Raw genomic sequence first — 24723 nt, 5'->3', positions numbered from 1 at the left:
TTGCTCCGAATTGCCGCCGCAGACGTTGGTTAGGTGATCATCAAGGGACGTGGTGTGCCTGTACCAAAGCCATCGGGAAAAATTGAGCGACGCAATGTCTCACCAACCAGGAATGGACAGCGGGCCGAAGAGTGGAGTGTGAGTAATGCCGACAGCGAATGAGTTGAACGTCGACACCACAGCAACAGCGCAGGAGATGGCGGATGCCATCTTCGGCAATGGCGTCACGGTGACCAACGCCACCTATACGGGGGCCGCGAGCGCTTCGGGGACATACACGGGCGGAACGGCAACACTTGGGGAACTCACACAATCGGATACCGGTGTCATCCTCTCGACGGGGAACGCTACCGATTTCACCAACAGCTCGGGCACCTCGAACACCAACACCGCCGCCGACACCAGCACTGACCACAATGGCGCAGGCGAAGTGGACGGCGATGCCGGTCTCGATGCGGTATCGGGCCAGTCCACGGAAGACGGGGCATTCTTCGAGGCCGATTTCATCGCCGAGCACGACCTGCTGACCATGCAGTTCGTTTTCACGTCAGAGGAATACCTAGAATACGTCAACGGCGGCGTGAACGATGCCTTCGGCGTCTGGGTGAATGGCGAATATGCGCCGCTGACGCTGGCCGATGGATCGGCTCAGAATGTTTCGATCGACACGATCAACGATACCGCCACCTCGAACCTCTATGTCGACAACCCGGCGGGCAGCGATCCCTACAACACCGAAATGGACGGCGGTACGGTCGTTCTGTCGCTGACCGCGCCGGTGAATCCCGGGGAATCCAACAATATCCGTATCGGCATCGGGGACGGCGGCGACTCGAGCTATGATTCCAACGTGCTGATCATGGGCGACTCGATCCAGACTGTTTCGATCGCTGAAAGCGACCAACTTGCGCAGGGGCCGAACACCACGCAGGTGCATGATCTTCTGTCGAACGACACCAACCATGACGGCAATGCGCTGACGATCACGCATATCAACAACGTGGCGGTTAACGTGGGGGAGACAGTTACCCTGCCCTCGGGTGAGCAGATCACGCTCAATGCCGACATGACCGTCGATATCCTGACTGACGGAGATGTCGGCACAAACGATTTCACCTACTCGACGGTGGATAGCGCGGGCAACACGGCGACCGGCTATGCCACGATTGAAACCACGGCCACGCCGCCCGACTTCATCGTCGAAGGCACCGCTGGAAACGATGTGATCGACACCGCCTACACGGGGGACCCCGAGGGCGACATGATCGACGCAAACGATCATTCCGACGCGTCGAACGATGACGTGGTGGTCGCGGGCGACGGGAATGACACGATCTATTCCGGTGCAGGCGCCGATAGTATCGACGGCGGTGCAGGTAATGACCTGATCGACGGTGAAACAGGCCAGGACACGATTTTCGGTGGCGACGGAAGCGATACCATCGAGGGCGGCACCGGCGCGGACAACCTTCAAGGCGGCGATGCCGACGACACGTTTCTTTTGTCCGACGATTTCGGCAACGATACGATCATCGGCGGTGAAACCGGGGAAACTGCTGGCGACACGCTCGATCTCAGCGGCCAGACGCAGAACACCACCGTCGACCTGACAAGCACCGCCCCGGAGGCGGGTAGTGTCTCGAACGGGAGTAATAGCGCAACCTTCTCGGAGATCGAGAATATCACGCTTGGCGGTGGCACCGATACGCTTGTTCTGGCCGATGGCTCGGGCAACGATACCGTCCAGGGCTTCGAAGCGCCGGTTGACAATGGCGACGGCACCTTCACCGGACAAGACCAATTGGATGTTTCGGGCCTGACCTCGGACGGCGGCACGACGACGGTGACAACGGCGGATGTGACCGTCACGGATGACGGTTCTGGCAACGCGGTCCTGACATTTCCGGGAGGTGAAAACATCACCCTGCTCGGCGTCACACCAGCATCGGTGGACTCCGTCGACGAGTTGATCGCCATGGGCATCCCGGACGGTCGTGACTACATCGTCGAGGGGACCTCTGGCGATGATTACATCAGTGTTGGGTATGTTGACGACCCTGAGGGCGACCTTGTCGACAATAACGATAACGCGGCAGGCACCAATGACGACAGCATTATTGCGGGTGACGGCAATGACACCATCATTGCCGCTCTTGGCAAGGACACGGTCGATGCCGGTGCGGGCGACGACAATGCACGCGGCGGCGATGGCAATGACACTTTGTTGGGCAATAGCGGCAACGATGACCTGCTTGGCGAAGCTGGCAACGACAGCGTTTCCGGCGGCGCAGGCAACGACAGCATACAGGGTGGTCTGGGTGAAGATACCCTGGAAGGTGGCAATGATGCCGACACGATCTTCGGCGAAGGCGGCAACGACTCGATCAACGGCGACCCTGGCAACGACTCGCTGAGCGGCGGCGATGGCTCCGACACCGTGACAGGTGGCGCAGGCGAGGACGAGGTCTTTGGCAACGCTGGCAACGACCTTCTTTATGGCGGGACCGAGAACGACTCGGTCTACGGTGGCACGGGCGACGACACGATGTTCGGTGACGCCGGTGACGACCGCCTCGAAGGCTGGCTTGGCAACGACTCCATGGTCGGCGGGGATGGCGACGACTATCTCGATGGTGCATCGGGCAACGACACGCTTCTCGGCCAAGCAGGAAACGACACGCTGGCCTCGGGGGGCGATGGTGGTGCGGACCTTGTTATCGGTGGCACCGGCGACGACTCCCTGACCACGGGTGATGGCAACGACACCCTGGAAGGCGGATTGGACGACGACTCCATGTTCGGTGGCGGGGGCGATGACCTCTTCATGCTGGAAAACGACTTCGGCAATGACACCATCGAGGGTTGGGGCACCTCTGAAACCACTGGCGATACCCTTGATGCCACGGCAGTCACCGACGATGTTTCGGTGGACCTGACGGAACATGGCAACGCGAGCGACCCCGAAAGCGGAACCATCAGTGATGGTGCCTCGACGGCCACCTTCGCGGATATCGAGAATGTCACGCTTGGCGCGGGCAATGACAACATCGTCGGCTCGGATGGCGACGATACAATCGCCTTCAGCACCGGCGCTGGGGCAGACACGATTAAAGGTGGCGCGGGCAACGATGTCTTTGACATCGGCGCGGGCGACGGAGCCGATGACACCATCGTTCTGGCCGATGGTGACGGCGACGACACGATCACCGGGTTCGAGGCCCCCATCGACAATGGCGATGGCACATTCAACGGCCAAGATCAGCTTGATCTGACCGGCCTGAGCGATGCGGGCGGCGCGTTGGTTAATACCGATGATGTGACCGTCACCGATACCAATGGCGACGGCACGGGCGACGCCATCCTGCAATTCCCGAACGGAGAGTCGATCACCCTTATCGGTGTTTTGGCCTCTGAGGTCAGCGACCCCGCCGCGCTTGAGGCCATGGGTATCCCTGCCCCGGACTATATCGTCGAGGGCAGCGCCTCGGGCGATGTGATCAACTCGGCCTACACAGGCGATCCCAAAGGTGACCGTGTGGATGCGGTCGATAACCTGACAGGCGATAACGATGACAGCATCCTCGCAGGCGCGGGCAACGATACTATCTCTGCAGGTTTCGGCAACGACAGCATCGACGCCGGTACGGGCAATGACCGGGTCTTTGGCGAAGACGGGAATGATACCGTACTTGCGGGTGATGGCGACGATACCGTCTTTGGCGAAGACGGGAACGACAACCTGTCTGGCGGCGCTGACAACGACAGCATGCTGGGCGGAACGGGTGACGATATCCTTCTGGGCGAAACCGGCAACGATACGCTGCGCGGCGAAGCTGGCAATGACACGATTATTGGCGGTGACGGCGACGATTCGGCCCACGGTGGTAATGGCGACGACAGCATGTCAGGCGGCGCGGGCGATGACGAGTTGCACGGCTGGTACGGCAACGACACCATCGACGGTGGTGCCGGCAACGATTACATCGACGCCGACCTAGGTGAGGACCTTGCCTCCGGCGGCGATGGTAACGACACCATCATGGGTGGCTACAGCGTCGAAGGCGACACCCTGCAAGGGGAAGCAGGCAATGACAGCATCGACGGCCAGGCCGGAAACGACCTGATCGAGGGTGGCACCGGCGACGATACGCTGTTGGGCTCAACCGGGGACGATACTTTCACCCTGACCGACAGTTTCGGCAATGATACCATAACCGGCGGAGAAACCGACGAAACCGCGGGCGACCGTCTCGATGCAACTACGGTGACGGCGGACACCACGCTTGACCTGACGGCGGGCATCGCCTCGGACCCAGAAAGCGGGACACTCAGCGATGGCACCTCGACCGCTGGTTTCAGCGAGATTGAAAACATCGCGCTTGGTAAAGGCAACGACAGCGTTATCGGTTCGTCCGGAGACGACACTGTCAGCACCGGAGCCGGGGCCGATACTGTCGATGGCGGTGCGGGTAACGACACCTTTGATATTGGTGCAGGCGATGGCGACGATGACACCGTCGTTCTGGAGGATGGCGACGGCGATGACACCGTTTCAGGATTCGAAGGCCCCATCGGCAATGGCGATGGCACCTTTACCGGGCAGGATCAGATCGACGCCTCGGGGCTGACCGATGCGGATGGCAACCCGGTGCTGGTCTCGGATGTTACAGTTACCGACGATGGCAGCGGCAACGCGGTTCTGAACTTCCCGAATGGGGAAACGATCACCTTGATCGGCGTGGCCCCATCCGAGGTGACAGACCATGACGCCCTGGCCGCCATGGGTATTGCGCAAAGTGACTACATCGTGGACGGCACCGCCGGGAATGATGTGATCGACACCAGCTATGCCGGTGATCCGGACGGCGATTTTATCGACAACCTCGACAGCCAGAGCAATGGCAATGACGACAGCGTTGATGCAGGGGCCGGAAATGACACCATCTTGGCAGGTGACGGCAACGATAGCATTGAAGCCGGCATAGGCGATGACTCGGTCTCGGGCGGGGCCGGTGACGATGAAATATTCGGCTTTGAAGGCAATGACACCGTCGATGGCGGTGCGGGCGATGACTTCATCAACACCCGCACGTCGCCGGGCACGGGGCTGCCTGACGAGGAATACAACTCTGGCGGTGTCTTGGACTATGCCGCGGACACGGACCCGCACAACGACCGCGACAGTGTGATCGGCGGTGATGGCAATGACACCATCCTATCCGGTGACGACAATGACACCGTAGCTGGCGGTCTTGGGGCGGACTCGGTGGATGCCGGATTTGACGACGACACCGTCACCGGCGACGCGGGCAACGATACCCTGGAAGGTAATGAAGGCGAGGATACCATCGACGGTGGCACCGGTGATGATGTCATCTATGGCGAACTTTCACCATCCAACCCCGACTATGCCGGCTATAGCTTCTATGAGTTGGAAAACGACGGCTCGGATGCCGCGCCAACCAATAACGAAGACAGCCTGATCGGCGGCGACGGCAACGACTCGATCTATGGTCAGGATGACAACGACACTCTTCTGGGGGGCAGCGGAGACGACCTTCTGGATGGTGGCATTGATGCCGACAGCCTTGATGGCGGCGTCGGCTCGGATGTTGTCATCGGCGGTGCTGGCAATGACACCATCACGGCGGCGCAGGGCGATACGGTCACCGGTGGCGACGGCGATGATTATTTCACCATTGCCGATCTGGGCGAGGCCGGAAACGACAGTATCTCGATAACCGGTGGCGAAGGGGAAGAGACCAATGGCGACACCCTCTTCCTTGGTCCCGATTATCGCCAGGACGACCTCACCTTCACCAACACCGATGACGACTCCGGCGGCCTGTCGGGTAACTTCACCATGTCCGACGGCACGGTGGTCAATTTCTCGGAAATCGAGAACATCATCTGCTTCACGCCCGGCACCCGAATCCTCACCGCCCATGGCGAGCGTGCCATCGAAGACCTCCGCGAGGGCAATATGGTGGTCACCCGCGACCACGGGCTGCGCCCGATCCGCTGGATCGGCAAGCGCACGGTCCCCGGAATGGGCCGTTTCGCGCCGGTTCGGGTGGGTGTGAATGCACTGGAAGGCGCGCGCGAGGGGCTTTTGGTCTCACCGCAGCATCGGATTTTGTTCACCGGCTATCGGGCGGAGCTCTTGTTCGGGGAACCCGAGGTTCTGGTGCCTGCCAAGCACCTCATTGACGGGCGTGACGTGGTGCAGAAAGACGTGGACGAGGTGACCTATATCCACCTGATGTTCGACCGCCACGAGGTGATCTATGCCGAGGGCATCGCCACCGAAAGCTTTCACGCGGGCGATGCGGGCCTGGGCGCAGTGGATGAAGCCGCGCGCGAGGAACTCTTCGAGATATTCCCCGAGTTGCGCAGCGCCCCCTATCGGCACGGCAAAACCGTAAGAACCTGCCTCAAGGCGCATGAGGCAAAACTGATCAAAGGGATGGGCTTCTATAGCTGACAAAAAGGTCAGGCGGTTTTCAAAGCCTGCGCACCCTGCCCCTTTGTCCAAAGCTGTGCCGCCTCACCAAAGGCGCTGAAAAGCGGGCGACTGACCGGGTCATTGGCGGCGTTGTATTCCGGGTGCCATTGCACCGACAGGGCAAACCCCGATGCGCCCTCGATATAAATCGCTTCGGGTGTGCCATCGGGCGCGTAGCCATCAATCACCACGCGTTGACCAGGCTTGACCACCCCCTGCCCGTGTAGCGTGTTGGTCATCACCTCTTCGGCCCCCATCAGGCGGTGGAACACCCCGCCCTTGGTAAAGCGCACGGCGTGACGCAAGGCGAATCTTTCTTCCAAGGAACCATCGGGCGGCATGCGGTGATTATCACGCCCCGGCAAATCGCGAATTTCGGGGTGCAACGTGCCCCCCATGGCGACGTTCACCTCCTGAAATCCACGACAGATGCCCAAAATGGGTTGTCCACGCTCAACACAGGCACGCACCAAAGGCAGGGTTATGGCATCGCGATTGCGATCGAAAGCGCCATGCGCCTCGGTCGGATCTTCGCCGTATTCTTCTGGGTGGACATTGGGCCGCCCCCCGGTCAGCAAAAAACCATCGCAGGTGTCCAGAAGTTCCGGCACGGTTACAAAGCGTGGATCACTTGGCACCAGAAGCGGCATACAGCCAGCAACCTGTGCTACCGCCTCGGAATTCATCGTGCCACCCGCGTGAACGGGATAGCGATCGTCGATCAGGTGATGATTGCCGATGATGCCGATAACTGGACGTGCCATGTGGGTCCTTCAATGTTCTGCTTGGCCCTGAATAAAGCCTTACAAGCGATAAGAAAACGCGAATGACTGCACAAGTCACCGCGCGCCTGCGCAGGGGTCACGCCGCATGAGACCGTCGATTTTTTCGGCACCTCTCGGAGCAATGACGCACATTCCCCCAATCGCGCGCCCACCTACGCCGCCACGGAAAGGGGCGCCCGCAGGTGGCGCAGGTTTTTGTCGGAAGGTCGGATTTGCATTTCTGTCTCGGCATTAGAAATCGAACTTGAGTTGAGCATCGGTTTTCGGAATGCCTTGGCGACGGTGTTTTCGGCTGCCGTGTTTTTCCACAAGCCGCAGCGCCTCGGAACGAAAACCTGTTTCTTTACGCACTGCCCAAACCCGTTCACGAGCCGCCCTCGCCGCTTGGGCAACATCAACAATCGGCGCGGGATAATGACGGCCCAGCAGGTTTTGCGCCCCGCCCCAGGCCCATGGCTCCTGCAAATAGGCGTCAGGCACATCGCGCAATTCCGGCAGCCAACGCCGGGTGAAGGCCCCTGTTGGGTCTTGATCATGGCCTTGTTTGACCGGGTTATATATGCGGATCGTGTTCATACCGGTTGTTCCCGATTGCATTTGCACCTGGCTCCAATGAATGCCGGGCTCATAATCGGTGAACAGGCGGGCCAAGATCGGGCCGGTGCTGCGCCAATCCAACCAGAGGTGATAGGAGGCCACGGCCATCACCATGGATCGCATCCGGAAATTAAGCCACCCCGTCGCCTGCAGTGACCGCATGCAGGCATCCACAAACGGCAGGCCGGTTTCGCCATTTTGCCATGCCATAAGCCGCGCGGCATCCAGCTCTCGTGGGCGTAGCGTTTCGTAAGCGGGATGCAGGCAGCGATATTCAAGATCAGGCTGATCTTCCAGTTTTTGCATGAAATGGTCACGCCAAGCGAGGCGGGATTGAAAGGATCTCATGGAGCCGGGCCACCCATCACGGCGGCCCTTCACCTCTGTGGCACGGGCGGCCCCGGCTTGTGCGGCTTCACGAATGGATAAGCTTCCGAAGGCCAAATGCGGGCTGAGACGCGAACAGGCCCTTGCCCCCTCAAGCGGCGACGACATGGCCCGCCGATAGGTTTGCCCACGCGTTTTTAAAAAACTCTCAAGGGTTTCAAGCGCGGCACGGCGCCCGCCAAGCTGCCTCGCGGGGCAATGATCTTCAAACCCCAGGGCCTTGGCCTGTGGTACAGGATCGCTTGGAGCCACGACGCCATTGCACTGTTGCGGCATGGGCAAAATGGGATTTTGCACAAAACTATCACGCTGCTTTTGCCAGTGATTGCGATTGACCAGCCTGCGAACCACGGCACATTGCGGGATCTCGCGCCATGCGACGCCCTGCCCCTTGGCCCAAGCGGCAACCCTGATATCCCTTTGATACGTCCAGCTGTTGCCGGTTTCTTCGTGGCTAACCAAAGCCTTTACAGCATATTGGCACCGAAGCGTATCAAGAACCTCCACCGCATCGCCAACCCGAAGGGTCAGGCGCAAACCAATCCTCTGCAAGTCGCGGTCAAGATCAACCAAACACTCTTGCAAGAACGCATACTGACGCCCCGAAGCGTCGGGTCGCTGCCACATCTCCGGCTCAACGATATAAAGCGGCAGCACAGCACCTTGCCGCGCCGCTTCGTGCAGCGCGGCATGATCATAAGTACGTAAATCACGCTTGAACCAGCAAATGATCACAGGGGCCATGTCAGGAGAGATAGCCTGCGATCGCGTCTGGGAAAGGCCTTAATCCACAACAACCGCGTCGCCGGTGCGCCGGTCGATTTTGGTGTCAACCTCCCGTGGCTCTTGCCCCTGATAGGCCAGCCACAAGATCAAACCCAGAAAAAGCACTGCGGCACCCCCATAACGCCACGTATCCCCATCGATGCGGTTTTATGTGTCTGTTTCTGCTTTTCGACATTGGTGTAGGGCACAGACATTTTGGCCTCCAATCCGTTTTCCAATTTCAGGTAGGGTTCGCGTTGCAGACCTGCCCGCATCACCCTAACGTCCTCGTCAAACGAATTGCCGATGGAGACGCCCACGATGAAAGACGCCTCGCCCCAAACGATCTATCTGTCCGACTACACGCCGCCAGCCTACCTTGTCGAAAGCGTCTATTTGACCTTTCGACTCAGCCCCAAAAACACACGCGTTATCAGTAAGATACGCTTCACTCCCAATCCGGCTTCACAAAGCCGTAACTTCTTTTTGCACGGGGAAAATCTGCGGCTGATTTCGGCACGGGTTGATGGTCAAGCAGTCACGCCGGATGTGACAGATACGGGGCTGAGTTGTGCCGTGCCGGACGCGCCCTTCACCTGGGAGTGCGAGGTCGAGATCGCGCCCGAGGATAACACCGCCCTCGAAGGGCTTTACATGTCGAACGGCATGTACTGCACCCAATGCGAGGCCGAGGGCTTTCGCAAGATCACATACTACCCGGATCGCCCAGATGTTATGGGGGTTTTCACCGTCCGCATCGAAGGGGAAGAACCGATTCTTTTGTCAAACGGCAACCTTGTCACCAAGGGCAACGGCTTTGCCGAATGGCACGATCCATGGCCTAAACCCGCCTATCTTTTCGCGCTTGTGGCGGGTGATTTGGTCAATCACCCGGATCGCTTCACCACCCGCTCTGGCCGCGATGTTGAACTGAACATATGGGTGCGTCCGGGGGATGAAGAAAAATGCGCCTTCGGTATGGAAGCGCTCAAGAAATCCATGGCCTGGGACGAAGAAACCTATGGCCGTGAATACGATTTGGACGTGTTCAACATCGTCGCAGTCGATGATTTCAACATGGGTGCCATGGAGAACAAGGGGTTGAATATCTTCAATTCATCCTGCGTTTTGGCCAGCCCGGAGACCAGCACAGATGCGAATTTTGAAAGAGTCGAAGCCATCATCGCCCATGAGTATTTCCACAATTGGACTGGAAACCGCATCACCTGCCGCGATTGGTTTCAACTTTGCCTGAAAGAAGGTCTCACGGTGTTCCGCGATGCCGAGTTCACCGCCGATATGCGCAGCGCACCGGTCAAACGCATCTCTGATGTGCTCGCCCTGCGCGCCCGCCAATTCCGCGAGGATAATGGCCCGCTCGCCCATCCGGTGCGCCCCGAAAGCTTTGTCGAGATCAACAATTTCTATACCGCTACGGTCTATGAAAAAGGCGCCGAGGTGATCGGTATGCTTAAACGTCTCGTGGGCGATGCTGCTTATTCCGAAGCGCTTGACCTCTATTTCGACCGTCATGATGGCCAAGCCTGCACAATCGAAGATTGGCTCAAGGTTTTCGAGGATGCCACCGGCCGCGACCTGAGCCAGTTCAAAGGTTGGTATTCGCAGGCGGGAACCCCGCGTCTGCGCGTCACCGACGACTTCAAAGATGGAACTTATACCCTTAATTTTGAACAAGAAACCCCGCCCACCCCGGGACAGGACGACAAGGCGCCACAGGTGCTTCCCATCGCCGTCGGCCTTCTTGGCCCAAACGGCGATGAGGTGGTCGAAACCACGGTTCTGGAAATGACCGCGGCCAAGCAAAGCTTTGCCTTCGAAGGGCTCTCTGCCCGCCCCACCCCTTCGATCCTGCGGGAGTTTTCCGCCCCTGTGATCCTCGAACGTGAAACCGACAATGCAGAACGCGCTTTCCTTCTGGCCCATGACACCGACCCCTTCAACAAGTGGGAGGCCGGCCGGGCCCTCGCCCGTGAGGGCCTGATCGACATGATTACCGAGGGCGCCGCCCCCGATGGCGCCTATCTGGAGGCCGCCCTCACCATGGCGCGCGACGACACACTCGACCCGGCCTTTCGGGCCCTCGCCCTTGGCCTGCCAAGCCAGGATGAACTGGCCCAAACCCTGCATGAGCGCGGCCATACACCCGATCCTCAGGCCGTATGGGAAGCCCTAGAAACCCTGCGCCACGCCCGGGCCGAGCACTTCCAGGACCTCGCCCCACGGCTTTATGCCCAATATCAGGTGACAGCGCCCTACGCCCCGGATGCCGAACAATCCGGCGCACGGGCCCTAGCCAACTCCGCGCTTGGCATGATCACCCGGTTGGACGGCGGAAGCCAAGCCCAGCGCCAATACGGCAGCGCCGACAATATGACGCAGCAATTGGCGGCTTTCTCAAACCTGCTGCAATCTGGAAAGGGGCAAGAGGCCACGTCGCGCTTTTATGATCAATGGCAAAACGACCGGCTGGTGATCGACAAGTGGTTTATGCTGCAAATCGTCCATGCCGCCCCCGATCAGGCCGCCGCAACCGCCGAAGCCCTCACCAAGCATCCCGATTTCACCATCCGAAATCCTAATCGCTTCCGTGCGACCCTCGGGGCGCTGGCCATGAACCCGGCAGGGTTTCATAACGCCAGCGGCGAAGGCTACAGGGTTCTGGCCGATTGGCTTATTGCGCTTGACCCGCTCAATCCACAAACAACGGCGCGGATGTGTTCGGCCTTTGAGACTTGGAAACGCTATGATTCAACCCGCCAAGACTTGATCACCAAGCAGTTGGACCGCATTCTTGCGGCCCCGGGGTTAAGCCCAGACACCACGGAAATGGTCAGCCGCATTCGCAGCGCCTGACCTAATCTTCGTTCGTCAAAGCCCCAAGGCCCGCCGGGCGCGGCCTTGGGCGCACCGAGGACACCGGCTTGCAATAGCTTTGCCGCCTCAGCCATGCCTTCATGTCATTGCGTTTTCGTGAACTGTGGAATGGCCCCCAATCAGCGGCCACCCCCCGCATCCCGCGTGACACGACACCATCGCGCGGCACCGTGACGGCCATGATGCGAATGGCGCAACTCAGGTTGTCAGGCCCATATTTCAGTGCTGAACCGTTTCGTGCACGACAACCATATCGACGCGCTGTGGATGGCAGAATCTGCAAAAGCCCGTACCACTGCCCTCCGCCCCCGACGGCGGCTGCGCGATAAGTGCTTTCGTGTTTCGAAAGGGCCGAAATCAGCCCGACCCAGAACGCCTCGCGTCCTGCGCGGCTGGCATCGGGATAGGCCGGGCACCAATCACGGATGTCCCTTGGTACGAGCCTTGGCAATGCAGCGCCATGCCCCCTCAAGGCCGAGATAGCGGTACGTGTCCAAAGAGGCCCGTTCGGAAGTGTGCCCCACCGTGCGCGCGGAATATTGCCATCGCGCGCCGCAGGGGGGCGTACAACCTGCGCCGCCTCAGCGGCAACCGGCCCGCCAGACAGAGAGAATATCAATATACAACAGAGGGTTAGCAGCTTCATCGCACAACTTTGAAACGATTTACAGGATAAATCAACTGAGTCGCGCCCGTGGAATTCCCCGCCTTCTCCTTAAGCTTGCCCACTTTTGGCCCGAATGCCCGCGCAATTTACCCCAACTCGTTTCATTGAATCGTCTGGGAGACTGCATGCCATTTTCGTCCAATTCAAACCGTGACGACAATGTCATGAGTTTCCGCACAAGGAATACTGCAGCCAAGCGCGGGCCCATGCGATTTTTGCGCAAAGCGGCATGGTCTGAGAACGACATCGACGCGCTGAGCAAACGGATCCTTCTGCCCTCCCTGCCCGTCTCGGATGAGGAAATGGCACGCGCCACGCATCAAGACAGGGGTCAAAAACTGGCACGCCAGGAGATGTGGACAGAACTTTCAAAGCAGATTCAATATGCTGACGATTGCCGACTTTCTACCCCGGGGGGCGAAATCGCCTCGATGCTTTTGGCCTTTGGCGCGCGATCGGATGTGGTTGCCGCGGCCGAAGACGCCATCTTGGACGGCGTCTTCCCCGATCCTGCGGGGATGAAGGCCTTGGAAGAGGTGCAAGCAGAACACTACGGCGATCCTTATTGCGCATTGGTGGTTGCCATGGCCCATGTCGATATTGGCTGGGCATGGCGGAATGCGGCGCGCGATGGCATTCAAAAGCAAGAAGACTGTCAACGCCAATGGTTGGCCCATTTCAAGCGCGCCCGCGATATACTTGCCCCCCATGATGGTATCGAGCTTGATGCGCCCTCGCTTGCCGCAGCCCAATGCGCCCTGACCGCCGCGTTCCGGCAAAAGGCACACCGCGTCGCGGACGACTATGAAAAACTGATTGACCTGGACCCCGATGGCCATCGCCACATGCGCGCCCTCGGCCAGCACCTTTTGCCTGCGCATTTCGGCAGCTACGAGGCGCTTGAACTCGAAGCTCGCCGCACCGCCTCGCGCACTGGGGATGTCTGGAGGGAAGGTGCCTATGCATGGGTTTACTTCGATGCACTCGCAATGGATCGTGGTGCGCTTGATCTTTTGGATGCAGAATTCTTTGCCGATGGCATCCGCCACATCCTTGAGGCAAAGAAAGATCAGCACATCACCAACCTTTGGGCGGCTTTCTGCGCGGTCACGATGGCACCAAATCCCGAGAAACGTCTATCCGGCAGGGCCGAAGCCACGCGCCAGCGGCTACATGACTGTCTGGACTGGGTGCTGAGTGACTATCTGCAGGAACTTCACCCACTGATCTGGTCGCAGGCGCTGTTGTCTCCGGGGTTGACCCCGACCCTTCCCTCGCGCCGGGCATTGATCAACAAGGGACGGCAAACCGCCCTTCGCATTATCGCCACGCGCTTTGCCGATGAACTGGCCGAAGGCACCTCTATCGCCTTCTCAGCTGCCGGAATGTACCGCTTGCCCAGCCTCTAAATCACGCAAGCCACCCTTGCCCGTCGCGCGCCACTGGCCTAGAACGCCCAAGTCACGAGCGATGGAGACAATCGGCATGCTGGACCTGACCTATGAAACCCCGAAACCCAAGGTGATCGCAGGCGCGAAACACGACTGGGAACTTGTGATCGGGATGGAAGTCCATGCGCAGGTAGCGTCAAAGGCCAAACTGTTTTCCGGCGCCTCCACCCAGTTCGGAGCCGAACCCAATTCGAATGTCTCCTTCGTGGATTCGGCCATGCCCGGCATGCTGCCGGTGATCAATGAATTCTGCATTGAACAAGCCGTACGCACAGGCCTTGGCCTGAAAGCGGAAATCAACCTGTGGTCGGCCTTTGACCGGAAGAACTATTTCTACCCTGACCTGCCCCAAGGCTACCAGATTTCGCAGCTTTATCATCCTCTGGTGGGTGAAGGTGAAATCCTTGTGGATATGGAACCCGGCATTGCCCGAAAGGTCCGGATCGAACGGATTCACGTCGAGCAGGACGCCGGTAAGTCCATCCACGACATGGACCCGGCAATGTCCTTTGTTGATCTCAACCGCACCGGCGTGGCGCTGATGGAAATCGTCAGCCGCCCGGATATTCGCGGCCCCGAAGAGGCCGCCGCCTATGTCACCAAGCTGCGCCAGATCCTGCGGTACTTGGGCACCTGCGACGGCAACATGCAAAACGGCAACCTGCGCGCCGATGTGAACGTTTCGATCTGCCGCCCCGGCGCCTATGAGAAATACATGGAAACGCAGGATTTCAGCCACCTCGGCACCCGCTGCGAGATCAAGAACATGAACTCCATGCGGTTCATCCAAGCCGCCATCGAATACGAGGCGCGCCGCCAGATCGGTATCGTCGAGGCCGGTGGCGAAGTGGTGCAGGAAACCCGCCTTTACGATCCCGACAAGAACGAAACGCGGTCCATGCGCTCCAAGGAAGAGGCGCATGATTACCGCTATTTCCCCGATCCCGACCTGCTGCCACTTGAGATCGAACAGGACTGGGTCGACGGGATCGCGGCCACCCTGCCCGAGCTGCCGGATGAGAAAAAGGCCCGGTTTGTCACCGATTACGGCGTTACCGAGTATGACGCCAGCGTCCTGACCGCCGACGTCGATCTGGCGCAGTATTTCGAAGACTCGGTCGGCGCGGGCGACGGCAAGAAAACCGCCAACTGGGTCATCAACGAGGTTCTGGGCCGCGCCAACAAGGCCGAGGTTGGGCCGCGCGAGATTGCCGCCCCCGAAGCCAACGCCGCGATTCTTGCCATGGTCGCGAAAGATGAGATTTCCACCAAGATCGCCAAGGACGTTCTGGAAATCCATATCGAAACCGGCGAAGCCCCTCAAAAGATCGTCGAGGACCGCGGCATGAAACAGGTCAGCGACACCGGCGCCATCGAGGCCGCCGTCGATCAGATCATCGCCGACAACCCTGCCCAAGTGGAAAAGGCGCAAGGCAATCCGAAACTGGCAGGCTGGTTCGTGGGTCAGGTGATGAAAGCCACCGGCGGCAAGGCCAATCCGAAAACCGTAAACGAGATCGTGCAAGCCAAACTTGGCCTTTAACGCCTGCTCGCGTGGGAAGGAAAGGACATGAGATGACCGGACAACAACCTTTCATGTCCAGCTTCCTTGAGATCGAACCCGGTTGGATCGACTATAACAACCACCTCAACATGGGGTATTACACGGTCCTCTTCGATCGCGCGGCCGATGAGGCGTTCGAGACTTTCGGCTTTGGCCCGGACTATGTGAAATCCGCCAATCACACGACTTTTTCCGCCGAGTTTCACGTGCGCTATCTGCGTGAGGTGAAGCTTGGCGATAAGGTGCGCTGTTCCTTCTGGCTGATCGCGCATGACGAAAAGCGCTTTCACAGCTATCAGGAAATGTATCACGAAGATGGTTGGCTGGCCGCTACGGGCGAAGGCATGACCCTGCACGTGGACCTTTCAGGCCCCCGCGTGGCCCCGATGCCGCCGAAAATTCTGTCACGGATTTCAGCCATGGCCGAGGCACAAGCGCAGCTCACCCGCCCCGAGGGCGTGGGCCGGTCTATCGGAATGTAGGTCGCGACAACATCTAGAAACGATAGATTATGCCGAAGGCTCCAAACGGTCGCATTAAACCTATTTTTACGTGGTTTTGCGCAGTTGGGCGCGCACGAAGCATGGCAAAAACAACTGCCTAAAGCGTTCCGCCTTTAAACTGGGGCATCGGCAAAAGGCGGAACCCGTGCAACGATTGAGCGGAGCACTGCGTTTCGCGAAAATCTGTGATTCAGGTTTTTCGCGAAACGCTTTATTTTGCAATGCGATTCGAGGCGGCGTCTGCATTTCTCAGGCCACCCCGCCGCGCAATCATGACATTCTACTGTCAGTTGAGAGTGTCCGGCAAAACCCAAAACCTGTGCCCGAAATGCCCAAATTCAGACACAAACCAAAACCAGATTGGCGCCAGTATCCACCTCGCGAGGCATACCCGCGGCTCCAAACGGGTGAGATCGAACCAACATCATTGATCTAGGCCGCAGATGAGCACGAACCTCCACCCTATTCCCGAGTGTGACAAAAACGCAGGTGTGTCATGGGAATTGCGAGCAGAGGGAAAAATCTCGGACGCATGTTTTGTTGGTGAAAACACCGGTTTCACACCCGGAACGATGATCACAACACTTAATGGCAAACGTGCGATTGAAGACCTGCGCAAAGGTGATCGAATTCTGACCCGAGACAGGGGTTTTCAACCTTTGCTATGGTCGGGACAGCGAAAGTTTAGCGTTACTTTGAACATGCACCAAAATGCGTCATTCCCCATAAGAATTCGGGCGGGTGCGCTTTACCCCGGTTTGCCTGACCGCGATCTTGTCGTATCGGCGGGGCATCGTCTGTTGACGACCGACGAAACCCTTGTGGCGTCGGTCAGAGAATGCGAGGCACTGGTCAAAGCGCGTGACCTTGTCGGAAAACCCGGTGTCGAAAAAGCCCCATGGGCTGACGTGACCTATATTCAGCTGCTTATGGAGTATCATGAGCTAATCTTGTCAGACAATGCATGGACGGAAAGCCTCCATTACACACCGCGCGCCTACGATGGCCACAAGACCGATGCAGAGACGCAACCACTTGTCCGCAGCTGCGTTGCCCTTCCGGCCTAGGCAAGAATCCCAAGCTTTCTTGAGGCGTAACGCTTTCTATGTCTAATATCATGTCAGCGCCCGTTTTCACTGGATCAGAAATTCATCGCGATTCCAGCTACGGGGTCAAACACCCCTTACCGATCCAACGGCTTCCGACGGTCATGGGTCTTGCGCGTGCCATGAACTGGCTGCCAAAAAGCCAATATACACAAGCCCTCGCCGGCACGCCGCGTCATGGGCCTATCAGAGATGACACACTTGGTTCCGTGACATACCCCAAAAGACGGCACAAGGCTTGGGCCTGGGGCATTGCACTTCCCGTGCCACCAAGCATAGCTTACAAAAAAACGCGGAGCAGACCATGGCACCAAAGCCCCCTTTTTCGGAGAACTCGCCCCAGGTTCCCCCGGACACTCTTGGATTGACTGCAGATGAAATGCGTCGGCTTGGATACAAGATGGTCGATATGGTCGTCGATCGCTTTGAACACCGCGATTCTGAACCTGTGGTCACGATAGGTGACGCAAATGACCTGAATCAGCAACTGGGCGGTGCCTTGCCCGAAAGTCCGATGGACCCGGATGCGTCGCTAGAGCTTATGGCAAATGTTGCACTTGCACACATGCAACATGGCGATCATCCCCGGTATTTTGCGCGCGTGCCGGGTCCTGCGTCTTTTGCCGCGATTCTGGGCGATTGGATGGGAACCGGCTTTAACAGCATCTGCGCCAGTTGGGGGGGCGGCTCGGGCCCGGCCGTCGTTGAAAGCACTGTCGTATCTTGGCTGGCTGAAATGCTGGGCCTGCCCGATCAAACCGAAGGTGTATTGCTTTCGGGGGGATCCATGGCGAACTTCACGGCGTTTTGCGTCGCACGCTCGGAAGTCGGGCGTGGCGTGGCGTATCTTATGGACCAAACCCATGCCTCATTGCCGCGCAATCTAAAGCACATGGGCCTAAGCGATGATGAAATCCGCGTTTTGCCATCTGATGACAGACTCCGCATGTGCCCCAAAGCACTTGAACAGGCGATCGAGAGCGACATCCGTAAAGGTCTGAAACCCATGCTGGTCGTCGGCACAGCCGGGACAACGAACACTGGGGTATCCGATCCCTTGCGGCAGATCTCTGACATCTGCAAACGGCATGACATATGGATGCATGTTGACGGTGCTTATGGCGCACCGGCGGCCATGACGAAGGCCGGGCGCAGGGCGTTGCAAGGGCTTGAACGCGCGGATTCTGTTGTCTTGGATCCACACAAATGGTTGTTTCAACCCTACGACTTGGGGATGTGCTTTGTCACACGACCAGGGGCGCTTGATCGCTGTTTTTCGATGAACCCTGAATATTTGAAGGACGTGCAAACCGATGATCAGGTCAGCTATGGCAACAGGTCATTGGAACTGACACGTCGATCGAGGGCCCTGAAACTCTGGTTGTCTCTAAGGACCTACGGGGCCTCTGCGTTTCGGCAGGCCGTTCAACGCGGGATAGACCTTGCCGAGGAAGCCGAACGCCAGTTGCGTGCCGAACCGGAGACATGGGAAATCCTATCACCCGCACAACTGGGTGTTGTTTGCTTTGGCCTGAAGGGCGCTACGGCCGATGACCATAGCAGGCGCGCGGACCGGATTTCACAAAGCGGTTTTGCCACGCTTTCAACCACGACCCTGAAAGGTAAAAGCGCGCTACGGCTTTGCACAATCAACCCCTTGACGACACAAGACGACATTCGCCTGACGCTTCGCCATTTATCAGAGGAAGAGTGATACAGTTGAAACGATAAAAATGGTGCCCCCAGAGAGACTCGAACTCCCGACCTACTGATTACAAATCAGTTGCTCTACCAGCTGAGCTATAGGGGCACGGCGCTTTGGATAAGCACAACAGAGCGGCGATGCAAGACAGAATCGCACCGAGGGAAAAGCGGTTTAACTGCCTGTGAAACCGATTATATTGGCGGCGCTTCTCACACTGTAACGAACGGATTGCGAATGCAGGTGGTTATACACGCGGGCGCGCATACGACCGACGAAGATCGGTTGATCAAGTGCCTTGCTTCCAATCGGGATCTTCTGTCCGAACACGGCACACATGTGCCCAGCACCACGCGCTATCGAAAGTTGTTGCGTGATATGTTGCACGCGGCGGCGGATACTGGCCTTTCTGCGAATGCACGTGAAGTCGCACATGACGCAATCATCGAAGATGACACGGCCGACCGGATTATTTTGTCGAACCACGGTTTTTTCGGAACGCCCAGAATGGCAGCCTCGGGTGGTGTCCTATACTCGGCGGCCGACAGGCGCATGGCGGCCTTCCATCAGATATTCGCGGGGGACCAGATTGAACTGTGCCTGGCGATCCGAAATCCGGCCAGTTTTCTTCCCGCCATGTTCAAGGACGCGCCGCAAACAAGCATGGAAGACTACCTGAACGGTGTAGCCCCCACGGCCATTCGATGGTCGGAACTCATTGCGCGCCTGCGCCATGTCTTTCCGGAGATGCCCATCACCGTTTGGTGCAATGAAGATACACCGATCATCTGGGGGCAGATCATCCGTGAAATATCGGGGCTTGACCCCAATACCGAGTTCAAGGGCGAATTTGCTTTGCTTTTCGAGATCATGAGCAAGCCAGGCCTTGCCCGGTTTCGCAGCTACATGCGGGCCCATCCGGGCATGACCGAAGCCCAAAAGCGCCGTGTCATCGTTGCATTCCTCGACAAGTTCGCGGAAGAAACAGCGATTGAAGAAGAACTGGATGTTCCCGGCTGGACCGAAGACCTGATTGATCGCCTGACCGAATTATACGATGAAGACATTTTCGAGATACAGCGTATCCCCGGGATCAATATCATCTCCCCCTAGGTGTTTTTCATCGACTTACAGTGGAAAAACCGCGGCGCATCGAATCTTGCTACCGCCGGAGCCCGAAATCCGGGCGCGTCTCACCCCATCCCCAAGGCTTCCTTGTACATCTCCAGCACGGCCTCTTCTTCGGCGATATCATCCTTGTCCCGCTTACGCAGGGCAATCACCTTGCGCATGACCTTGGTGTCATAGCCGCGAGACTTGGCTTCGGCCATGACTTCTTTTTGCTGATCCGCGATGTCTTTCTTTTCCATTTCAAGACGCTCGAAACGTTCCACGAACTGGCGAAGTTCATCAGCGGTGACGCGATAACTGGAATCAGGGTTCAGATCATTCATGGCACGCCTCATGGGTTCAAATGAGCCTTCTGACTACCTGTCTCACATCTGTGCTGCAACCTGCAACTTCACCGCATCACTTGTGATTACCGATAGCCTGGGATAGGCGAAGACAGATTTGCAGCGGCGGAGGTGAGCACATGGATATTTTGATTTGGTCCGGTGCCGTTGTCTCACTATTGGGCTTGGCTGGCTTGCTGTGGTGTATCTACAAGGTGTGGCAAGCCCGCAAATCCGGCCTGAGCGACGACGCCCTTCGCGACACCGTCCGCAAAATTGTGCCATTGAATACCGGCGCCCTTTTCGTATCGGTGATCGGCCTGATGATGGTGATCGTCGGCATCATGCTGGGCTAAAGGTCGGCTCATGTGGCCCGACCGAAAAACCCCTGACCATATTTGACCATCTCGATGATCTTTGGATGCGGCGTCCAAATATCTTGATCAAGCGACGCAAGGCTTTTCATCTCCTGCAACAAATGCAGGATTCCCATGAAATCCGCTTGCAATAGCGGCCCACCGAGACGGCGGTCAAATCCCATCCCTTTCACCGCAACAATATCGAGATCCGAGGCACGCAAGACCCGCCTTTCACTGATCAAACGTGCCGCTTCGTTGACCAGCGCCGCGAGCAAAGCCTGCCCAATGTCACTCGCCGGCTTTCGATCGGCCTCACACGTCCGGTGCCAATTCTCCAACCACTCTTCGCATTCTGGATCGGGGCGCATCTTGCCATCCGAGTAACAGTATATGCCCCGGCCCACGGCGCGCCCTTTTGCGCCTGCCGCAATACGAGCGGTCAAAAGGGCCAACGCCTTGGGCGCTTTTAACGAGCGCGCATCGCAAAGCCGGTTGTGTCGGTTCTGAACTTCAACCAGCCCCAATACATCCGCCAAGGCGAACGGCCCATTTGGGAAACCCAACTGACATGCCGCCTCATCGATTTCTTGGGGCATGACCCCCGCTTCACAAAGCGCCAGGGCCGCACCGAACAAGGCGAAGTTCAGATTGTCACTCAGCAACCCTGGCACAAGGGCGCTGCGCACGACCGTTCGCCGTGAACGCGCAAGGCTCTGGACGACGCTGGCCGTGGAATCGGAGGATGTCCCGTAGGGCACGGCAAGTTCGATCAACTGCGTACTATGAGCCGGCCTGCTGTGCTTTAGAACGACGTGCTTTCCTTCCGCATGAACCTTTTTCAAGCGTGAAAGATCACAGTTTTCGCCGTTCACGCTTGCCCAGACCGCGGTCGATTTGACCGCCGGCAATCCGTCTGTCAGCACGAGGCTCGCGTCATCGAAAAAAATATCCGCTTGCTGCAAGGCGCGGGGCAAATCTGTAATTTTCATCCGAGCCAAGCGTTCGTTACGGACGACCTCCTTGAGCCGTTCGCGGTTTACAGCCGCGTCATACAGCGCTGCAACCCGGTCAGTGACCGCATTGGCCGCACTGCCATCAGCATTGACAAGCATTACGCTTTGCCCCGCATCAAGACATTGAACAGCCAATTCAACAGCCAACACACCTTGGCAGAGCAACGCCACCACATTTATCGTAGATGCTTGTCCCTTCGACAGATCGGGCATGGCATTTGCGCGCCGCTCGGCGGCAAAGAAATGGCGCGAGGCGCGCGCGGCTTTGGATGTCAAGCGATCTTCGAAAAGGACGCGTTCAAGTTGGATACCTTGCTCAAACGGTAAAAGCTGTGCGGCTTCGATGCATCTTACGATATCACGCTCGGCGCAATTCTTGTTACCAATTCTTGCGGCCACAGCCTGAACCGACGCTTGGTAGGCTTCTGGATCGGTCAGGCCCGGATGGCGATCTCTTGTTGGTATCCACGTGCCTTTGGACGCCAGTTCAAGCGCCATCTCAATCGCATGCTCAACAGGGTCGCCATCGACCAACTTCTCGAAAACGCGGCGAAATTTCGGATCGTTTACCGGGATAACACGCCCAGTCATGAGGCATTCAAGGGCCACCTGTGCACCTGTGATGCGTGAAAGGCGCTGCGTTCCGCCCGCACCTGGGATCAACCCCAAAGTGACCTCTGGTAGTGCAACGCGTGCAGCCCTATCTGCAACTCTTGCATGCGCGGCCAACGCCAGTTCGAACCCGGCACCCAATGCCACCCCATGCATCGCCGCCACAATCGGCTTGGGCGCGTTTTCAATCAAATGGCAAAGGTCGCCAACCCATGGATTTTCCAAGGGCCCCTCGTATTCGCCTATATCCACACCCGAGGAAAACCCCTGCCCGACCCCCTTCAAAACGATAGCTTTGATCGTATTGTCGTCGATCGCAGACCTTATCGTCAGCTCCAGCGCTTGGCGTAACGAAGGCGAAAGGGCATTTGCGACCGGCCTGTTCAATGCCAGGACAGCAACACTATCGCGAAATTCTACGTCAACCTCCGAGACCACTCCAACCCCACTTCAGAAAACGGCCTATTGGGGTAATTAGTACGAAGAAAGTCTCATCACGCAAGGATTTGCGCGAAACCTGCGCCGTTTAGACAGGCATGTTGTCAAATTGAGATTCGATCTTCTCATTGACCAGTTCGTCGTGCAGGCATTTGGCGACCGCGGGTACAGGCTCACCTCGATCTTCCATATCTTTGATCAAGCGCGAAAGCCGCGTCTCAAACGCAACGCGGTCTTCCGCATCCGCTTCTTCAATTTCTTTGATCAGCGCATCAAGCGCCTTGGCATTTTGTGACATCCTTCTCTCCCGTTTTCTGGTCCGGCGACGCGATACGCGAAAAGGGGGCACGCGCATGATTTCCATTGCATAGATGGTATCAAATCGCGGCAGCGCAATCGCGACACAACGGTGTGTCCGGCAGCGTATCGAGTCTTTCTAAGGCGATTGCCTCGCCACACCTGACGCAGTTTCCGTAAGATCCCTCCCTTATGCGCCGGAGTGCCGCCCGGATCCTGGCAATTTCCTCTTGCCCAGTCTGACCCAATTTTTCGAGAACTTCTTCCCCTTCTCGTTCAACCGCGCTCTCTTCCCAGTCTTTTGAGTGCGGTTCGTCCAAGTCTGCCTCAATTTGGTGCAGTCTGCTGTCCAATTCGGCCAAGCGGGTCATCAATTTCTGGCGGTATTTCTCGGGTGTATTCATGGGTTTCCTCCTGAGCTTTGCGACAATCGCATGTCGCAGAACGGGTTGCCTTGACCCACATCAACTTGTGCCGCGCACCACGCTCAGGTTCAGCGCGCTTAGATAAACCCGCTGTCCCACTCTTCGCCGACAAGTTACGGGTCTTCACTGCTCACCATCTCTGGCAAAGCTGCAGGGTCAAGTTGTTCCGAAGGCTTTTCTTCATCCGTCGTGACATTGGACAGCCCGGTTTCCTTCTCCAAGTGCCGCTGTTCACTTGGTGGCATCGGCACTTGCGCCTCCACGCCTGTTGGTAGCTGACCGTTGCGCCCTGACACAAGGCGGGCCGCGCGAAATCCGTTGACCTGTCCAAGAACAACGCCTGCCACGACATATCCGCCTGTTGCCGTAAGCTGCGCATCCGCCAACGCGTTTGGCGCAATGGGAAAGCGCATGCCAACTTGGAGTTTGCACGCGTCCCGCAACGGCATTTCCAGTCGATCAAGAACCGCGTTGAGTGTCACCGGTGCGTTTCGGGCGACATCGCCTAGCCCCTCTTGGGTGGTTTTTTCCGCATGAATATGGTCGCCCCCGCCTTTTGCGACACCGACTGGATCGACGGGCAGAATGACCGTCATCAAACCTGACTTCGCACCATCATGTAAATCTACGGTCAACTTATAAATCGCGTAATCTGGTGCATCCATTGCGAGCGTCAGTGCGCGCGCATCTTCAACCATGTCGTCAAATCTGTATCCTGCAAGCTTGGGGGAGGCATCCGCAAGTTGGGAGTGCGCCGTTTCCAGGAACCTGTCGATGAAAGGCGCAGAAATCGCGGCATCCGTTCTTGTGACCGGCCGCCGTTGCGCTGCTGTTTGCCTGACATGCCCCATGGTCTGCATTTCGATCAACGCCGTCAGGAACTGCGTATCCAGACATATAGCCCCCGCGAGGCGATCCGGGCCGCCCAATAGGGCCAGTAAGCCCTCATCCTCAAAATGATCTCGCAACTTGGCATGACTTGCGGCGACTTGTTCCACCGTGCTGACCACAAGAGGCAAATCGTAGTGACGGTCCGCGACGCGGGCCAGTGCAACCCTTAATGCCTTGGACATCGACATTCCACGCGCATCGAATTCCTGGCGTGCGAATTGCGCCTTGCGGTGGATGACTGAATTCTTGCCTGTCATATCGGAATACCCGCCACTGACTTTGCGGTAAATCACAAGCAAATTAACCG

General features: G+C 57.9%; 19 protein-coding genes, 1 tRNA gene and 2 pseudogenes. 9 read left to right on the top strand and 13 right to left on the bottom strand.

Going from position 1 to position 24723, the window contains the following annotated elements; all coding sequences use genetic code 11:
• Positions 1 to 145: 145 nt before the first annotated feature.
• Complete coding sequence (locus RBB32_RS16070) at positions 146 to 6484, top strand: choice-of-anchor L domain-containing protein (RefSeq protein WP_306154224.1); 6339 nt, start codon at positions 146 to 148, stop codon at positions 6482 to 6484.
• Positions 6485 to 6492: 8 nt separating this feature from the next.
• Here the strand turns inward: RBB32_RS16070 and RBB32_RS16065 are convergent, their stop codons facing one another.
• From RBB32_RS16065 to RBB32_RS16045, 5 genes and pseudogenes are all read right to left on the bottom strand, one after another.
• A complete protein-coding gene (locus tag RBB32_RS16065; RefSeq protein WP_306154222.1) occupies positions 6493 to 7269 on the bottom strand; it encodes a gamma-glutamyl-gamma-aminobutyrate hydrolase family protein in 777 nt (258 codons plus the stop codon).
• Positions 7270 to 7366: 97 nt separating this feature from the next.
• Complete coding sequence (locus RBB32_RS16060) at positions 7367 to 7522, bottom strand: DUF2256 domain-containing protein (protein WP_306154220.1); 156 nt, start codon at positions 7520 to 7522, stop codon at positions 7367 to 7369.
• Positions 7522 to 8382, bottom strand: coding sequence for an FAD-binding domain-containing protein (locus RBB32_RS16055; protein WP_306154239.1), 861 nt, complete (start codon positions 8380 to 8382; stop codon positions 7522 to 7524). Before RBB32_RS16055 ends, RBB32_RS16060 begins: the two co-directional genes overlap by 1 nt.
• A 300-nt stretch (positions 8383 to 8682) precedes the next feature.
• Positions 8683 to 9018, bottom strand: a pseudogene (locus RBB32_RS16050) (deoxyribodipyrimidine photo-lyase); the annotation flags it as partial.
• Positions 9019 to 9146: 128 nt separating this feature from the next.
• Positions 9147 to 9359 (bottom strand): hypothetical protein, encoded by a 213-nt coding sequence (locus RBB32_RS16045; RefSeq protein ID WP_306154240.1) that lies wholly within the window; start codon positions 9357 to 9359, stop codon positions 9147 to 9149.
• A gap of 1 nt (position 9360) precedes the next feature.
• On the opposite strand from RBB32_RS16045, the gene pepN reads away from it, so the two are divergent.
• A complete protein-coding gene (gene pepN / locus RBB32_RS16040; RefSeq protein WP_306154238.1) occupies positions 9361 to 11913 on the top strand; it encodes an aminopeptidase N in 2553 nt (850 codons plus the stop codon).
• 1 nt (position 11914) lies between these two features.
• Here pepN and RBB32_RS21375 read toward each other — a convergent pair whose 3' ends face one another.
• Together RBB32_RS21375 and RBB32_RS16035 are read right to left on the bottom strand one after the other, a co-directional pair.
• On the bottom strand, positions 11915 to 12115 hold the full coding sequence (locus RBB32_RS21375; protein WP_371931077.1) for a hypothetical protein: 201 nt from the start codon (positions 12113 to 12115) through the stop codon (positions 11915 to 11917).
• 9 nt (positions 12116 to 12124) lie between these two features.
• A pseudogene (locus tag RBB32_RS16035) lies at positions 12125 to 12580 on the bottom strand (transglycosylase SLT domain-containing protein); the annotation flags it as partial.
• 227 nt (positions 12581 to 12807) lie between these two features.
• Here RBB32_RS16035 and RBB32_RS16030 point away from each other — a divergent pair.
• The 5 genes from RBB32_RS16030 (at position 12808) to RBB32_RS16010 (ending at position 18939) form a co-directional block, all read left to right on the top strand.
• Positions 12808 to 14010 (top strand): hypothetical protein, encoded by a 1203-nt coding sequence (locus tag RBB32_RS16030; RefSeq protein ID WP_306154217.1) that lies wholly within the window; start codon positions 12808 to 12810, stop codon positions 14008 to 14010.
• Positions 14011 to 14086: 76 nt separating this feature from the next.
• Entirely contained in the window at positions 14087 to 15595 is a 1509-nt protein-coding gene (gene gatB / locus RBB32_RS16025; protein WP_306154237.1) for an Asp-tRNA(Asn)/Glu-tRNA(Gln) amidotransferase subunit GatB, read from the top strand.
• Between the two features lie 32 nt (positions 15596 to 15627).
• Positions 15628 to 16098 carry a thioesterase family protein gene (locus RBB32_RS16020; protein ID WP_306154215.1) on the top strand — a complete coding sequence of 157 codons (471 nt, stop codon included), beginning with the start codon at positions 15628 to 15630 and terminating at the stop codon, positions 16096 to 16098.
• A 464-nt stretch (positions 16099 to 16562) separates the two neighbouring features.
• Positions 16563 to 17186, top strand: a complete 624-nt coding sequence (locus RBB32_RS16015) for a Hint domain-containing protein (protein ID WP_306154213.1) — start codon at positions 16563 to 16565, stop codon at positions 17184 to 17186.
• A gap of 277 nt (positions 17187 to 17463) precedes the next feature.
• Positions 17464 to 18939 (top strand): aminotransferase class I/II-fold pyridoxal phosphate-dependent enzyme, encoded by a 1476-nt coding sequence (locus RBB32_RS16010; RefSeq protein WP_306154211.1) that lies wholly within the window; start codon positions 17464 to 17466, stop codon positions 18937 to 18939.
• A gap of 20 nt (positions 18940 to 18959) precedes the next feature.
• Here RBB32_RS16010 and RBB32_RS16005 read toward each other — a convergent pair.
• Positions 18960 to 19035: transfer RNA gene (locus RBB32_RS16005), tRNA-Thr, on the bottom strand.
• Here RBB32_RS16005 and RBB32_RS16000 point away from each other — a divergent pair.
• Positions 19009 to 20040, top strand: coding sequence for a hypothetical protein (locus tag RBB32_RS16000; protein WP_306154210.1), 1032 nt, complete (start codon positions 19009 to 19011; stop codon positions 20038 to 20040). The two genes, RBB32_RS16005 and RBB32_RS16000, sit on opposite strands and share 27 nt — an antisense overlap.
• A gap of 80 nt (positions 20041 to 20120) precedes the next feature.
• Here RBB32_RS16000 and RBB32_RS15995 read toward each other — a convergent pair whose 3' ends face one another.
• Positions 20121 to 20381 (bottom strand): DUF2312 domain-containing protein, encoded by a 261-nt coding sequence (locus tag RBB32_RS15995; RefSeq protein ID WP_306154208.1) that lies wholly within the window; start codon positions 20379 to 20381, stop codon positions 20121 to 20123.
• A 140-nt stretch (positions 20382 to 20521) separates the two neighbouring features.
• On the opposite strand from RBB32_RS15995, the gene RBB32_RS15990 reads away from it, so the two are divergent.
• On the top strand, positions 20522 to 20737 hold the full coding sequence (locus tag RBB32_RS15990) for a hypothetical protein (protein WP_306154206.1): 216 nt from the start codon (positions 20522 to 20524) through the stop codon (positions 20735 to 20737).
• Between the two features lie 8 nt (positions 20738 to 20745).
• On the opposite strand, the gene RBB32_RS15985 is transcribed toward RBB32_RS15990, so the two are convergent.
• The 4 genes from RBB32_RS15985 to RBB32_RS15970 all read right to left on the bottom strand — a co-directional run bounded on the left by RBB32_RS15985 (position 20746) and on the right by RBB32_RS15970 (position 24709).
• Positions 20746 to 22803 (bottom strand): enoyl-CoA hydratase-related protein, encoded by a 2058-nt coding sequence (locus tag RBB32_RS15985; RefSeq protein WP_306154203.1) that lies wholly within the window; start codon positions 22801 to 22803, stop codon positions 20746 to 20748.
• A gap of 88 nt (positions 22804 to 22891) precedes the next feature.
• Positions 22892 to 23101, bottom strand: coding sequence for a hypothetical protein (locus tag RBB32_RS15980; protein WP_306154201.1), 210 nt, complete (start codon positions 23099 to 23101; stop codon positions 22892 to 22894).
• Between the two features lie 79 nt (positions 23102 to 23180).
• Positions 23181 to 23504, bottom strand: a complete 324-nt coding sequence (locus RBB32_RS15975; RefSeq protein ID WP_306154199.1) for a TraR/DksA C4-type zinc finger protein — start codon at positions 23502 to 23504, stop codon at positions 23181 to 23183.
• 134 nt (positions 23505 to 23638) lie between these two features.
• On the bottom strand, positions 23639 to 24709 hold the full coding sequence (locus tag RBB32_RS15970; protein WP_371931076.1) for a FliM/FliN family flagellar motor switch protein: 1071 nt from the start codon (positions 24707 to 24709) through the stop codon (positions 23639 to 23641).
• Positions 24710 to 24723 lie beyond the last annotated feature (14 nt).

This window comes from Roseovarius sp. MMSF_3281 (genome assembly GCF_030733685.1).
In the GTDB taxonomy this organism is placed as follows: domain Bacteria; phylum Pseudomonadota; class Alphaproteobacteria; order Rhodobacterales; family Rhodobacteraceae; genus Roseovarius.
This window is presented reverse-complemented; position numbering and strand designations above follow the sequence as displayed.